General features: G+C 72.4%; 10 protein-coding genes. 6 read left to right on the top strand and 4 right to left on the bottom strand.

Annotated features, from left to right (window positions below; genetic code table 11):
• Positions 1–27: 27 nt before the first annotated feature.
• The 4 genes from ACZ58N_RS29760 (at position 28) to ACZ58N_RS29775 (ending at position 7,316) form a co-directional block, all read left to right on the top strand.
• Complete coding sequence (locus ACZ58N_RS29760) at positions 28–3,945, top strand: Pls/PosA family non-ribosomal peptide synthetase (RefSeq protein WP_471165963.1); 3,918 nt, start codon at positions 28–30, stop codon at positions 3,943–3,945.
• 96 nt (positions 3,946–4,041) lie between these two features.
• Positions 4,042–5,430: a M1 family metallopeptidase gene (locus tag ACZ58N_RS29765; protein WP_471165965.1), complete on the top strand. Its 1,389-nt coding sequence runs from the start codon at positions 4,042–4,044 to the stop codon at positions 5,428–5,430.
• A gap of 261 nt (positions 5,431–5,691) precedes the next feature.
• Positions 5,692–6,654 carry a HAMP domain-containing sensor histidine kinase gene (locus ACZ58N_RS29770; RefSeq protein ID WP_471165968.1) on the top strand — a complete coding sequence of 321 codons (963 nt, stop codon included), beginning with the start codon at positions 5,692–5,694 and terminating at the stop codon, positions 6,652–6,654.
• Positions 6,651–7,316 carry a response regulator transcription factor gene (locus ACZ58N_RS29775; protein ID WP_281205483.1) on the top strand — a complete coding sequence of 222 codons (666 nt, stop codon included), beginning with the start codon at positions 6,651–6,653 and terminating at the stop codon, positions 7,314–7,316. The genes ACZ58N_RS29770 and ACZ58N_RS29775 overlap by 4 nt, the downstream gene beginning before the upstream one ends.
• A gap of 25 nt (positions 7,317–7,341) precedes the next feature.
• Here the strand turns inward: ACZ58N_RS29775 and ACZ58N_RS29780 are convergent, their stop codons facing one another.
• The 4 genes from ACZ58N_RS29780 to ACZ58N_RS29795 all read right to left on the bottom strand — a co-directional run bounded on the left by ACZ58N_RS29780 (position 7,342) and on the right by ACZ58N_RS29795 (position 12,202).
• Positions 7,342–8,355 carry a hemolysin family protein gene (locus ACZ58N_RS29780; RefSeq protein WP_471165970.1) on the bottom strand — a complete coding sequence of 338 codons (1,014 nt, stop codon included), beginning with the start codon at positions 8,353–8,355 and terminating at the stop codon, positions 7,342–7,344.
• A complete protein-coding gene (locus ACZ58N_RS29785) occupies positions 8,352–9,692 on the bottom strand; it encodes a hemolysin family protein (protein WP_471165973.1) in 1,341 nt (446 codons plus the stop codon). The genes ACZ58N_RS29780 and ACZ58N_RS29785 overlap by 4 nt, the downstream gene beginning before the upstream one ends.
• Before the next feature lie 255 nt (positions 9,693–9,947).
• Positions 9,948–10,919: an alpha/beta hydrolase gene (locus ACZ58N_RS29790; RefSeq protein WP_471165976.1), complete on the bottom strand. Its 972-nt coding sequence runs from the start codon at positions 10,917–10,919 to the stop codon at positions 9,948–9,950.
• A gap of 335 nt (positions 10,920–11,254) precedes the next feature.
• Positions 11,255–12,202, bottom strand: a complete 948-nt coding sequence (locus ACZ58N_RS29795; RefSeq protein ID WP_471165979.1) for a methionyl-tRNA formyltransferase — start codon at positions 12,200–12,202, stop codon at positions 11,255–11,257.
• Positions 12,203–12,451: 249 nt separating this feature from the next.
• On the opposite strand from ACZ58N_RS29795, the gene ACZ58N_RS29800 reads away from it, so the two are divergent.
• Both ACZ58N_RS29800 and ACZ58N_RS29805 read left to right on the top strand, forming a co-directional pair.
• Entirely contained in the window at positions 12,452–13,804 is a 1,353-nt protein-coding gene (locus tag ACZ58N_RS29800; RefSeq protein ID WP_471165982.1) for a lysine N(6)-hydroxylase/L-ornithine N(5)-oxygenase family protein, read from the top strand.
• 157 nt (positions 13,805–13,961) lie between these two features.
• Complete coding sequence (locus ACZ58N_RS29805) at positions 13,962–14,945, top strand: iron-siderophore ABC transporter substrate-binding protein (RefSeq protein WP_471165985.1); 984 nt, start codon at positions 13,962–13,964, stop codon at positions 14,943–14,945.
• Positions 14,946–14,970 lie beyond the last annotated feature (25 nt).

Here is a 14,970-nt window from a genome sequence, read left to right on the forward strand (position 1 = left end):
CATCCGGGAGCGAAGACGCGAGGGCCGATGGCAGCCACACCTGAGCACGGTGAACTCACTCTGCTCGACGGCGGGACCGCAGGGGAAGGCGTCCCCGGCGATCCCGCCAAGTCCGCCCGCTTCACCGCCGGCCCCGCTGCCCCCGTCCGCACCCTGGTCGACGTCTTCGAGGCCTCCGTACGGGCCCACCCCGACGAGCTCGCCCTGGACGACGGCACCTCCCGGCTCACCTACCGGGCCCTGGCCGCCGACGTCGAGCGCCGCAGGCGCGCCCTGACCGCCGCCGGCGTCGGACTCGGCGACCGGGTGGGCGTCCGCGTCCCGTCCGGCACCAGCGAGCTGTACGCGTCCGTCCTCGCGGTCCTCGCCGCGGGCGCCGCCTACGTCCCGGTCGACGCCGAGGACCCCGACGAACGCGCCGAGCTGGTCTTCGGCGAGGCCGGCGTACGCGCCGTCCTGGGCGCCGGCGGGCGCATCGACGTCACCGGGACCGCCGGGGAGCCGGCCCCCGCCGGCCGGCCCGGCCCCGAGCACGACGCGTGGATCATCTTCACCTCCGGCTCCACCGGCAAGCCCAAGGGCGTCGCCGTCACCCACCGCAGCGCCGCCGCCTTCGTCGACGCCGAGGCCGCGCTGTTCCTGACCGAGGAACCGATCGGGCCCGGCGACCGCGTCATGGCCGGACTGTCCGTCGCCTTCGACGCCTCCTGCGAGGAGATGTGGCTCGCCTGGCGCTACGGCGCCTGCCTGGTGCCCGTACCCCGCGCCCAGGTCCGCAGCGGCGCGGACCTCGGCCCGTGGCTGGTGGAACAGGAGATCACCGTCGTCTCCACCGTGCCGACCCTCGCCGCGCTCTGGGAGTCCGAGAGCCTGAACGAGGTCCGGCTGCTGATCTTCGGCGGCGAGGCCTGCCCGCCCGAGCTGACCCAACGGCTGGTCACCGAGGGCCGCGAGGTCTGGAACACCTACGGGCCCACCGAGGCCACCGTCGTCGCCTGCGCCTCCCTCCTGACCGGTGAGGAACCCATCCGCATCGGCCTCCCGCTGAACGGCTGGGAACTGGCCGTCGTCGACGAATCCGGGGAACCGGTCCCCATGGGCGGCAGCGGCCAGCTCGTGATCGGCGGTGTCGGCCTCGCCCGCTACCTCGACCCGGCCAAGGACGCCGAGAAGTACGCCCCGCTGGAATCCCTCGGCTGGGAGCGCGCCTACCGCAGCGGCGACCTTGTCCGCGCCGAACCGGAAGGCCTGGTCTTCCTCGGTCGCGGCGACGAGCAGATCAAGCTCGGCGGCCGGCGCATCGAACTCGGCGAGGTGGACGCCGCCCTTCAGGCACTGCCCGGCGTCGCCGGCGCGGCAGCCGCCGTCCGCACCGCGCGCAGCGGCAACCAGCTCCTCGTCGGCTACCTCGTCACCCAGGACGGCTGGGACCGGGCGGCGGCCGTCGAACGGCTCCGGGCGGAACTGCCCGCCGCCCTCGTACCGCTCCTCGCACCCGTCGAGGCGCTGCCGACCCGCACGTCCGGCAAGGTGGACCGCGACGCCCTGCCATGGCCGCTGCCCGACGACCAGCCCACCGGCCCCACCGAGCAGCTGTACGGCACCGAGGCCTGGCTCGCCGAGCAGTGGACCGAAACCCTGGGCGTGGCCGTCGCGGGCGCCGGCGACGACTTCTTCGCGATCGGCGGCAACAGCCTCGCCGCCGCCCGGCTCACCACCCGGCTGCGCACCCGCTACCCGAGCGCGGCCGTCCTCGACATCTACCAGCAGCCCACCCTGCGCAAGCTGGCCCGCCGCCTGGAGAAGTCCGTACAGGACGACGGGGCCGCCCGGACCGTGGCACCCGTCCGGATCCGCACCCAGGTCGTCCAGGGCCTGCTGCTCCTGCCGCTGTTCACGCTGGTCGGACTGCGCTGGACCGTGGCACTGCTGGCGCTCGGCAACGTCCTGCACCGGTTCGGGGCCTACCCGTGGGCGCCGACCGCCTCGTGGTGGCTCGTCGGCGCGGGCGCCCTCCTCCTCTTCAGCCCGCCGGGCCGCCTCGCCATCGCCGCGGGCGGCGCCCGGCTGCTGCTGCGCGGGGTCGGGGCCGGACGGTACCCGCGCGGCGGCAGCGTGCACCTGAGGCTGTGGACGGCCGAGCGGCTCGCCGAGTGCGCGGGCGCGACCTCGCTCAGCGGATCCTGGCTGGAGCGCTACGCCCGGGCCCTCGGCGCCAAGGTCGGCCCCGAGGTCGACCTGCACTCGCTGCCCCCGGTCACCGGCATGCTCAAACTCGGCCGCGGCTGCGCCGTCGAGTCCGAGGTGGACCTCTCCGGGCACTGGCTCGACGGGGACCGGCTGGAGATCGGACCCGTGAAGGTCGGGGCCGGAGCGGTCGTCGGCACCCGCAGCCTGCTCTTCCCCGGCGCCCGCGTCGGCAAGCGGGCCGAGGTGGCCCCCGGCTCCGCCGTCGTCGGACAGGTTCCGACCGGTCAGCGCTGGGCCGGGGCGCCCGCGCACAAGCTCGGCAAGGCCAAGCGCAACTGGCCCGGCCACCGCCCGCCGCGCACCCTGCGCTGGCGCGCCATGTACGGGGCCAGCGGCCTGTGCCTGACCGTCCTGCCCGTACTGGCGGCCCTCCCGGCCCTGCTCGTCGTCAGCCGGTTCGTGCCGGCCGGCGCCGGGCTCGGACAGGCGCTGCGGGCGGCGCTGCTCGCCGTGGTGCCGGGGGCGCTCGCCTTCGGGCTCGCGTACGCGCTGCTGCTGCTGGTCTCCGTGCGCCTGCTCAGCCTCGGCCTGCGCACCGGCAACCATCCGACGCACAGCCGGATCGGCTGGCAGGCCTGGACCGTCACCCAGCTGATGGACCTGTCCCGGGAAACCCTCTTCCCGCTGTACGCCGGCCTGATCACCCCGGTGTGGCTGCGGCTCCTCGGCATGAAGATCGGCCGGGGCGCCGAGGTGTCCACCGTGCTCGCCCTGCCCAGCCTGACCACCGTCGGCGAGGGAGCGTTCCTCGCCGACGACACGCTGACCGCCCCCTACGAACTGGGCGGCGGCTGGATGCGGATCGGCCCCTCCGAGATCGGCCGCCGGGCGTTCCTCGGGAACTCCGGGATGACCGCACCGGGCCGCACCGTCCCGGACGACGGGCTGGTCGGTGTCCTGTCAGCCACCCCGAAGAAGGCCAAGAAGGGCAGCTCCTACCTCGGCCTGCCCCCGGTCAAGCTGCCGCGGGCCGCCGCGGCGGCCGACCGGAGCCGGACCTACGACCCGCCCGCCCGCCTGCTGTGGGCGCGCGGCCTGGTCGAGCTGTGCCGCCTCGTCCCCGTGTTCTGCTCGGCCGCCCTGGCCGTCCTGACCGCGGCCGGGCTGTGCGCGCTGATGACCGCGAGCGGGTCGGGGGCCTGGGCCGCCGCGCTGCTGTCCGGGGTCGTCCTGCTCGTCGCCGGCGCCGCCGCCTGCCTCGTCTCCGTGGCCGCCAAGTGGCTGCTCGTGGGCCGGCACCGCACGGGGGAGCACCCGCTGTGGAGCGGCTTCGTGTGGCGCAACGAACTCGCCGACACCTTCGTCGAGGTCCTGGCCGTGCCCTGGCTGGCCGGATCCGTCCCCGGCACGCCCCTGATGACCCTGTGGCTGCGCGGCCTCGGGGCGCGGATCGGACGGGGCGTGTGGTGCGAGAGCTACTGGCTGCCCGAGACCGACCTGGTGACCCTGGGTGACGCGGTCAGCGTGAACCGGGGCTGTGTGTTGCAGACCCACCTCTTCCACGACCGGATCTTGAGGACGGATACTGTGGTCCTCCGCGAGGGCGCCACCCTGGGCCCGGGCGGAATCGTCCTGCCCGGGAGCACGGTCGGAGCCCGCAGCACCCTGGGACCCGCCTCCCTCGTGATGGCCGGGGAATCCGTCCCCGCCGACACCCGCTGGCTGGGCAATCCGATCGAGGCGTGGCGGTCCTGAGTCCGTACGGCGGTCCGTGCGCCGGCCGGGCCCGGCCGGCTCCGGCACGGCACACGGACACGTCGTACGAGCACAGCGCAGGGAGCGGAAGCGTCAGTGAACGGCCAGAGGACAGCGGCAACCGACCCGTACTTTCCGGCCAACGGCGATCCCCGTTACCGCGTGCACCGGTACGAACTCGCTCTGGAATACCGGCCCGGTCCCAACCGCCTGTCCGGCACCGCCAGGATCAGCGCGATCGCCGGGCGGGCGCCGCTCACCGAGTTCGCCCTGGACCTCGCCGACTTCAAGGTCGGCCGGATCCAGGTGAACGGCCGGGCCCCGCACTGGAGCCATCGCGGCGGCAAGCTCCGCCTGCGGCCCGCCAAACCGCTGCCCGCCGGCTCCGCCTTCACCGTGGAGGTGCAGTGGGCGGGCAACCCCAAGCCCGTGCGCAGCCCCTGGGGCGGCCTCGGCTGGGAGGAACTGACCGACGGCGCGCTGGTGGCCAGCCAGCCCGTCGGGGCGCCGTCCTGGTACCCGTGCAACGACCGACCGGCCGACAAGGCCTCGTACCACCTGTCCGTCAACACGCCGTCCGCCTACACGGTCGTGGCCGGCGGCCGGCTGCTGACCCGTACGACCAGGGCCAGCACCACCACCTGGGTGTACGAGCAGTCCGCGCCCACCTCCAGCTACCTGGTCGGCCTGTCCATCGGCCTCTACCAGACGGTGCTCCTCGGCGACCCCGGCCTCGACGGCGTCCCCCAGAGCGCGTACGTGCCGGCGCACCTGCTGGCCCGGTTCTCCCGCGACTTCGCCCGTCAACCCGCCATGATGCGGCTCTTCGAGGAGCTGTTCGGGCCCTACCCGTTCGGCGAGTACGCGGTGGTCGTCGCCGACGAGGAACTGGACGTCCCGGTCGAGGCGCAGGGGCTGTCCCTGTTCGGCGCGAACCACGTGGACGGCGTGCGCGGTTCGGAGCGGCTCATCGCCCACGAACTCGCCCACCAGTGGTTCGGCAACAGCGTGACCATCGCCGACTGGCGGCACATCTGGTTGAACGAGGGCCTCGCCAAGTACGCGGAATGGCTGTGGTCGGAACGCTCCGGCGGCCACACCGCCCACGAACGTGCGGCCGTCGCCCACCGGGTCCTCGCCGCACGGGCCCAGGACCTCAAGCTCGCCGACCCCGGCCGCAAGCTGATGTTCGACGACCGGCTCTACGAGCGCGGCGGTCTCACCGTCCACGCGGTCCGTTGCGCCCTCGGCGACACCGCCTTCTTCCGCATGCTCCGCGACTGGACGGCCGCCCACCGCCACGGCGTGGTCACCACCGCGGCGTTCACCGCCCACGTCGCCCGCTACGCGGAGGGGCCCGTCGACGAACTGTTCGCGGCCTGGCTGTACGAGCCGGCGCTCCCGCCGCTGCCCGCCCCGCCCATACCGGCCAGACCCAGCCACCTGCCGACGAACGCGAGCCCCCCGCCCGCCCCCGGGGCCTGACCGACCCGGCCCCGAAGACGGGTACCGGCCCCGAAGCGCGGGGCCGGTGGGGCGGGTGACGCTCGGGTGGGAGGAGGACGGGCACCCCGCACCACGACCGCCATGGGTGTCACCACGGATGGACAGCGGCCCCCGCCGCGGTCAGGCTGGGCCGTGGGGGAAGCCCCGCAGCAGGTCACGGTGGGTGTGGTGCGACGCGGACGGCGACGGTCGGGGTAGCGTCGAGGGCTCCGGCGGGCGGAACGAGGGGAGAGCGCGGTCGTGTCCTTGTACTGGCGCATCTTCCTGCTCAACGCGGCCGTCTTCGCGGTGGCCGTCCTGCTCCTCCTCGGCCCCGTCACCGTCTCCACCCCCGTCCTGCTGGGCGAGGCGATCGTCCTCGGCCTCGGGCTCGCCGCCATGCTCGTCGCCAACGCCGTCCTCCTGCGCGTCGCCCTCGCCCCGCTGGCCCGGCTCGCACGCGCCATGGCGTCCGTCGACCTGCTGCGCCCCGGCAGCCGCGCCCCGGTCGAGGGGCCGGGGGAGATGGCCGAACTCACCACCTCGTTCAACGCGATGCTGGCCCGCCTCGAAGCGGAACGCGCCACCAGCAGCGCCCGTGCGCTCTCCGCCCAGGAGGCCGAACGGCGCCGCATCGCCCAGGAACTCCACGACGAGGTCGGCCAGACCCTCACCGCGGTCCTCCTCCAGCTCAAGCACACCGCGGACCGGGCCCCCGGCCCCCTGCGCGAGGACCTCCACCAGGTCCAGGAGACCACCCGCGCGAGCCTGGACGAGATCCGCCGCATCGCCCGCCGGCTGCGGCCCGGGGTCCTTGAGGAACTCGGCCTGCACAGCGCCCTGCGGGCCCTCGCCGCCGAGTTCACCACTCCCTCACTGACGGTGCGGCAGCACATCGCGCCAGGCCTGCCGACCCTGGACGAGGCCTGCGAACTGGTCGTCTACCGGGTGGCGCAGGAGGCCCTCACCAACGCGGCCCGCCACGCGCGGGCGACCGAGGTCGAGGTGCGGCTGTCCCACCGACCGGCCGGAGCCGTCCGGCTCCTGGTCCGCGACAACGGCGCCGGCATCCGCCTCGCCGCCGAGGGCGCCGGCATCCAGGGCATGCGCGAACGGGCCCTGCTCATCGGGGCCGGCCTCGCGCTCGGCCCGGCGCCGCACGGCGGCACCGACGTACGGTTGGACGTACCCGCGAGCAGCGGGACCGAGGAGACCCATCGATGACCGCACCGCGACCGGCCCCGACCCGGGTCCTGCTGGCCGACGACCACGCCCTCGTCCGGCGCGGCGTCCGTCTCATCCTCGACTCCGAACCCGACCTCACGGTGGTCGCCGAGGCCGGCGACGGCGCCGAGGCGGTCGCCCTGGCCCGGTCGCAGGACGTGGACCTCGCCGTCCTGGACGTCGCCATGCCGCGGATGACCGGGCTCCAGGCCGCCCGCGAGCTCTCCCGACTCCGGCCGGGGCTCCGCATCCTCATCCTGACCATGTACGACAACGAGCAGTACTTCTTCGAGGCCCTCAGGGCCGGGGCGGCCGGCTACGTCCCGAAGTCCGTCGCCGACCGGGACCTCGTCGAGGCCTGCCGGGCCGCCATCCGGGACGAGCCGTTCATCTACCCCGGCGCCGAGACCACCCTGATCCGCAACTACCTGGACCGGGCCCGCCAAGGGCACCCGCTGCCCGCGCGGGCGATCACCGAGCGGGAGGAGGAGATCCTCAAGCTGGTCGCCGAGGGGCACTCCTCGAAGGAGATCGGCGATCTGCTCGTGATCAGTGCGAAGACGGTGGAACGCCACCGGGCGAACCTGCTCCAGAAGCTCGGCATGCGCGACCGACTGGAACTCACCCGCTACGCGATCCGCGTCGGCCTGATCGAACCCTGAGCCCGGGGTCCGACCGGGCCGGGGATCAGGCGGCCTCGCCGACGAGTTCCTCCAGCACGTCCTCCATCGTGACGAACCCGATGACCGCCCCGTCGTCGTCGGTGACGGCGGCGAGGTGGGTGCCGGCGGCCCGCATGGCGTCCATCGTGTCGTCCAGCGGGGTGCCGCTGCCGACCCGGGTGACGGTGTGCAGCGCCGAGCGCGGGAACGGGGCGGTCCGGTCGGCGACGCCCAGGGCGTCCTTGATGTGCAGGAAGCCCATGATCTCGCCGTCCGGGCCGGTGACGACCAGTCGGGAGAAGCCATGGTCCGCCGCGGTGCGTTCCAGGCCGCGCGGGGTCGTCCCGAAGGGGACGCCGACGAACTCGGCGCGCGGGATCGTGATCTCGCCGACGGGTCGCTTGCCGAGTTCCAGGGCGTCCCGGAGCCGCTCTCCGTCCCCGGGGCCGAGGAGCCCGGCGGCGCTGGAGTCCTTGACCAGGCGGGCGAGTTCCTCGTCCGTGAAGACCGCGCCCACCTCGTCCTTCGGATCGACCTTCAGCAGCCGCAGCAGCGCGTTCGCGAAGGCGTTGATGCCGAACACGAACGGCCGCAGCGCCCGGGTGAGGGCCACCAGCGGCGGCGCCAACAGCAGGGCGGTCGGCGCGGGCGCGGCGAGCGCGATGTTCTTCGGGACCATCTCGCCGATCAGCATGTGCAGGTAGGTCGCCGCGGCCAGCGCGATGACGAACGCGATCGGGTGGACGAGCGCGTCGGGAACCCCGATGGCCGCGAAAGGCGGTTCGAGGAGGTGCGCGATGGCCGGTTCGGCGACCGCTCCGAGGACCAGGGAGGACACGGTGATGCCGAGCTGGGCGGTGGCCATCATCGCGGAGAGGTGTTCCAGCGCCCACAGCGTGGTGCGGGCGCGCCGGCTGCCCTTGAGCGCGGCCGGTTCGATCTGGCTGCGGCGCACCGAGATCAGGGCGAACTCGGCGCCGACGAAGAAGGCGTTGGTGAGCAGCGTCAGCGCGCCGATCAGCAGCTGGACCGCGGTCATCGGTTCTCCTCCCCGGAGTCGGCGTCCTCATCGGATGCGGCGGGCGCGGTGACCGTGACCCGGTCGGCGCGGTGGTGGTCTATGTCGAGGACGGTGAGTTCCCAGCCGTCGACGGTGACGGTGTCGCCCTCGACGGGGATCCGGGCCAGGCGGGTGGCGACCAGGCCGGCCAGCGTCTCGTACGGGCCCTCGGGGACGGCGAAGCCGATCTCCTCCAGCTCGTCGACGCGGACGCTGCCGTCGGCCTCCCACACCTTGCGGCCCGCGTGCTCCGGGCCCTCGATGAGGTCGGGGACCTCGACGGGGTCGTGCTCGTCGCGGACCTCGCCCACGACCTCCTCGACGATGTCCTCGACCGTGACGACGCCGGCGGTGCCGCCGTACTCGTCGATCACCACGGCCATGGTGCGGGCCTTGCGCAGGCGGCCGAGCAGGGTGTCCACGGGCAGCGAGTGCGGTACGAGGAGGGCCGAGGTCATCAGGTCGGCCACCGGGGTCAGCGGACGCTTGTCCTCGTCGAGGTCGAGGACGTCGCGGATGTGGACGGTGCCGACGACCTCGTCCAGGGAGTCGCGGTAGACGGGGAAGCGGGACAGGCCGGTGGCGAGCGTCAGGTTCGCGGCGTCGGCCGCCGTGGCGTGGAGCTCCAGCGCCTGGACGTCGATGCGGGGGGTCATGACGTTCTCGGAGGTCAGCTCGGCCAGGTGCAGGGTGCGCACGAACAGCTCGGCCGAGTCCGCCTCGATCGCGCCCTCGCGGGCGGAGTGCCGGGCGAGCGCCACCAGCTCCTCCGGCGTCCGCGCGGAGGCCAGCTCCTCGGCCGGCTCCAGCCCGAAGCGGCGTACGAGCCGGTTGGCGGTGTTGTTCAGGTGGCGGATCAGCGGTGCGAAGGCGGCGGTGAAGCCGCGCTGCGGGCCCGCGACGACCTTCGCCACGGCCAGCGGCCGGGAGATCGCCCAGTTCTTCGGGACCAGCTCGCCGATCACCATCAGGACGACGGTCGACAGGGCCACGCCCAGCAGGGTCGCGGTGGTCGGCACGGCGCCGGCGGGAACCCCGACGGCCTCCAGCGGGCCGCGCAGCAGGGCGGAGACGGACGGCTCGGCGAGCATGCCGATGACCAGCGAGGTCACCGTGATGCCCAGCTGGGCGCCGGAGAGTTGGAAGGTGAGCCGCTTGGCGGCCTTCAGGGCGCTCTCGGCGCCGCGCTCACCCGCCGCGACGGCGCGTTCGAGCTCGCTGCGTTCGACGGTGGTGAGGGAGAATTCTGCGGCGACGAACACCGCACACGCCAGGGTCAGTGCCAGGGCGAGGAGGAGCAGCAGTACTTCGGTCACCGTGCCACCCCCGCTTCCCGACTCTGCTGCTGCGGGCTGGGCGTGGCACGGCGTGGACTGGGAGGTTCACCCATTGCGGGTCCTGCGCTCCATTCGCTACTCGGGGGGCCGGCGGGGCCGGGACGATCGTGGTTACGGACAGTATCCGCGAACCGATGGTAAAGGGCAAGTAAATTGCCTCGCCACGTGGTCGGTGGTCCTCGCCCACCCCGGACACGGCTTCCGGCGCGTCCGGGGCACCGGCGGGACCCGAACCTAGGCCAGGGCCCGGCGCAGGGTGTCGACGGCGAGGCCGATGGCGAGCTCGGCGCCCCTGGTCCCGCGGAGCGCGTTCAGCATGACGAAGTCGTGGATGACCCCCTGGACGCGCAGTGCGGTGACCGGGACGCCCGCGGCGCGGAGCCGGGCGGCGTAGGCCTCGCCCTCGTCGCGCAGGACGTCGGCCTCGGCGGTGATCACCAGGGCGGGCGGCAGGCCGGTCAGCTCGTCGGCGGTGGCGCGCAGTGGGGAGGCGGTGCTCAGGGCGCGTTCGGCCGCGTCGGTCGTGTACTGGTCCCAGAACCACCGCATGGCCTCGCGGCGCAGGAAGTAGCCCTCGGCGAAGAGGTGGTAGGAGTCGGTGTCGAAGGAGGCGTCGGTCACCGGGTAGAAGAGGACCTGGTGGCGGAGGCGGAACTCGCCGCGCTCCTTGGCCATCAGGGTGAGGGCGGCGCTCATGTTGCCGCCGACGGAGTCGCCGGCGACGGCGACGCGGGTTCCGTCGAGGCCCTCGGCGCCGCCTTCGCGGACCACCCACCGGGCGACGGCGTAGTTCTGCTCGATGGCGAGGGGGTAGCGGGCCTCGGGGGAGAGGTCGTACTCGGGGAAGACGACGGCCGCCCCGGTGCCGACGGCCAGTTCGCGGACGAGCCGGTCGTGGGTGTGGGCGTTGCCGAAGACCCAGCCGGCGCCGTGGATGTAGAGGACGACGGGGAGGGGGCCGGTCGCGCCGCGCGGGCGGACGATCCTGGCCCGGACCTCGCCGGTGGGTCCGCCCCGCACGGTGACCCATTCCTCGTCGATGTCGGGCAGGGTGACGCCCTCGCCGCTCTGGACGTCGTCGACGGCCGCGCGGCCCTCGGGGACGGGGAGCTGGTACAGGAACGGCGGCTTGGAGGTGGCGTCGGCGAAGGCCTGGGCGGCGGCTTCGAGCACGGGCGGGTTCGGCTGGTCGGGCCGGTTCGGCACGGGGCTCCTCGGGGGAGGCGGGGTGCGGGCACCGGCGTGCGCGGGCGCCCGTCGGGCAGGTCCAGGATCACACCGGGACGGCCGCCCGCCGGGGTTGGACGCGGTGGGTGCGGCGCGTCGCCCTCCGCGCCCGCCCGTTCCGGTCCCGCCGTCGGCCACGCCCGCGCGTGGCACCCCGTGGGACTCCGCCGCACGATGCCCCACATGACGCCGCCGCCCCACGGAACGGTGTGTTCCGTACGGCGGCGGCGACGGCCGGTCTGCCCGGGGCCATGGGCGGGCGACCGACACGACAAAGGGCCGACGGAGTGGGTCCGTCGGCTTCGGGAGGGCTGTCAGGGACGGCTGGTGAGGTACCCGCCCATGGAGGTGAAGTACTCGGTGGCGGGCAGCTCGCGGCCGTCCTCGGTGCGTACGCGGGTGATGGCCAGGCCGTGGTTGCGACCGGTGCGGGCGTCGGCGCCGGCGACGATCGCCACGCCCTCGCCCTCGCGGTAGAAGACGCGGCCGGGGGTGCCGCCGTAGAGGCCCTCGGAGACGACCGCGGAGACGATCTCCAGGCGCTTGCCCTTGTGGAAGGTGAAGGCGCTCGGGTAGGGGGCCGACTGGGCGCGGACGAGGCGCTCCAGAACCTCGGCCGGCCAGCTCCAGTCGATCCGGATGTCCTCCTCGGCGCGCTTGTGGAAGAAGCTCGCCTGCGACCGGTCCTGCTTCGTGAACTCGGTCTCGCCGGCGGCGATGCGGTCCAGCGCGCCGACGGTGACCGGGGCGATGAGGTCGACGGTCTTGTGGAACAGGTCGGTGGCCGTGTCGGTGGGGCCGACGGCGACGGACTGCTGGAGCACGATGTCCCCGGCGTCCAGGACCTCGTCCATCATGTGCGCGGTGACGCCCACTTCGGTCTCGCCGTTGATGAGCGCCCAGATCAGGGGGGAGAAGCCGGCGTACTTCGGCAGCAGCGAGTCGTGCACGTTGAGCGTGCCGTGCCGGGGGAGGTCGTAGATGCGCGACGGTATGTACGTGCGCCAGTTGTTGGCGACGATGATGTCGGCGTCGGCCTCCTTGAGCCGCGTGAACAGCTCTTCGTCGTCGGGGCGGTTGCGGATGACGACGGGGACGCCGTGCTCCTCGGCGAGGTCCGCGACCGAGTCGCTCCAGATCTTCTCGTAGGCGTGCTCGCTCTTGGGGTGGGTGACGACCATCACCACATCGTGCTCGGAGTCCAGGAGCGCTTGAAGGGTGCGATGGCCCCAGGTCTGATAACCGAACATGACGACCCGCATGAAGGTGCCTCCTCTGAAGAGCGATAGATCTCAAAGAAGTAAAGCAAGCCTTACCTAAGGATGCAACGTGCCTGATTTTAGGCGTCGTTTGGGGCTGCAATCCGCTAATTGTCCGGTTTGTCTGGTCGACAGGGTGGCGAGATCAGGTTAGCTTTACCTAAGTTCGCTCGGCCGCCGCTCGTCGGCGTGCCCTGCTCCACATTCTTCATCGACGCCTCACGGGCGGCTGTCCCGCACGATCGGAGTGACATGTCACAGGCTCTTCCTGCTGACGCACCGGTGATCCACGACCTCATAGGCATCGGCTTCGGCCCGTCCAATGTGGCCATGGCGATTGCTCTCACCGAGCACAACGCACGCGTCGGACGGCAGGAGGCGGTCACTGCTCACTTCTTCGAGCGGCAGCCGCGGTTCGGCTGGCACCGGGGAATGCTGTTCGAGGACGCGACCATGCAGGTCTCCTTCCTCAAGGACCTGGTGACGCTCCGGAACCCGTCGAGCGAATACAGCTTCCTCTGCTACCTGCAGAGCCGGGGCCGCCTGATCGACTTCGTCAACCACAAGAACCTCTTCCCGCTGCGCGTCGAGTTCCACGACTACTTCGAGTGGGCGGCGGAGAAGGTCGACGACATGGTGTCCTACGGGCACGAAGTGGTCGCCGTGCAGCCCGTCGTGCGGGACGGCGTCATCGAGTACGTGGACGTCACGGCCCGTTCGGGCGAGGAGCTCGTCACCCACCGCGCCCGCAACCTCGTCATCGGCACCGGCCTGCGCCCGTACATGCCGGAGGGCGTGGACCGCACCGACCGCGTCTGGCACAACTCGGACCTGCTGCGCCGCGTCGACGAACTCGACGGCACCGACCCGTCCCGGTTCATCGTGGTCGGCGCCGGTCAGAGCGCCGCCGAGAACGTGGCCTTCCTGCACCGCCGGTTCCCCGAGGCCGAGGTCTGCGCGGTGTTCGCCCGCTACGGCTACAGCCCCGCCGACGACAGCAAGTTCGCCAACCGCATCTTCGACCCCGCCGCCGTGGACGAGTACTTCACCGCCCCGGGCGAGATCAAGAACAAGCTGATGGACTACCACGGCAACACGAACTACTCCGTGGTGGACATCGACCTGATCGACGACCTGTACCGCCAGTCGTACCAGGAGAAGGTGCTGGGCGAGGAGCGCCTGCGCTTCCTCAACGTGTCCCGCCTCTCGGACGTCGTCGAGACCGAGGACAAGGTGCTCACCACCGTCGAGTCGCTCGTCTCCGGCGAGAAGACCCCGCTGGAGGCCGACGTCGTGGTCTACGCGACGGGCTACCGCCCCGCCGACGCCCTGGGACTCCTCGGCGACGTCGAGGGCTACTGCCACCGCGACGACGAGGGTCGCGTCAGCGTCGAGCGCGACTACCGGATCACCACGGACCCCGCGCTCCGCTGCGGCATCTACCTGCAGGGCGGTACCGAGCACACGCACGGCATCACCTCGTCCCTGCTGTCGAACACCGCGATCCGGGTCGGCGAGATCCTGGACTCGGTGATCGAGCGCACCCCGAAGGGCGCCGTCGGTGAGGCCGAACGCGTCGTCGACGGGGTCGGTACGTCCCGCTAGGGACCCCGACCGACCCTCCCCACCACTCCCCTCCCGCCTGGCCACGCCGTTCGGCCGGGCGGGTGAGGCATGCATCGTGCAAACCCCCGTGAAAGGAAAACCCGTGTCCGTTGGGACCAGCCCCGCGCTGACGAGAATCGTCAGAAACTTCCCCCGCGTGGCCGTTGCAGCCGCCGCCGCCCTCGTCCTGAGCGCGTGCGGTGGTGGCGCCGAGAAGACCGAGTCGAAGCCGTCCGGCGAGGCGCCCGCGAAGTCCGCGGCCTTCCCGGTCACGGTCGACCACAAGTACGGCAGCACGACCATCGAGGCGGAGCCGAAGAAGGTCATCACCCTCGGTCTGTCGGACCAGGACGCCGTGCTCGCCCTCGGCGTGAAGCCGGTCGGCGCCGTCGCCTGGTTCAAGGAGGAGCCGTTCGGCAAGTGGCCGTGGGTGAAGGACCAGTGGGGTTCCACGCCGCCGCAGCTCGTCGGTGAGCGCGACGAGTACAACATGGAGAAGATCGCGGCCCTCAAGCCGGACCTGATCATCGCCCAGTACTCGGGCATGAAGAAGGAGCAGTACGACACCCTGTCGAAGATCGCCAAGGTCGTCGCGCAGCCCAAGGGCGCCGAGGACTACCAGGCGTCCTGGCAGGTCATGACGAAGCAGATCGGCAAGGCGCTGGGCAAGGACGCCGAGACCGACAAGCTCATCTCCGGCATCGACGCCCGCTTCAAGGCCGTCCGTGACAAGCACCCGGAGTGGAAGGGCAAGACCGTCGCGGCGGGCGAGCCCTACGAGCCCGGCAAGTTCTCCGCGTTCTCGCCGAAGGACCCGAAGGTCGCCTTCCTGACCGAAATGGGCTTCACCACCACGGACCTCTACCGCACCACGCTGGGCAACGACGTCATCGCCGACCTCAGCTTCGAGCGGTTCGACGTCATGGAGGCCGACCGCACCGTGTGGCTCGGCACCGCCGAGACCGAGGCGCAGCTGAAGGCCGACCCGCTGTACACGAAGACCAAGGTCAACCAGGAGAAGCGGGACATCTTCCTGCCCTACGAGGGCCCGGACGTCGGTGCCGCGCTCTCCTTCAACACCGTGCTGAGCATCCCGTACGCCATTGACCAGGTCGTGGCGAAGCTCGAAGCCATCAAGTAACACCACCGACGCGCGACCAGGGAAA

The organism is Streptomyces sp. NPDC040432 (assembly GCF_055595445.1).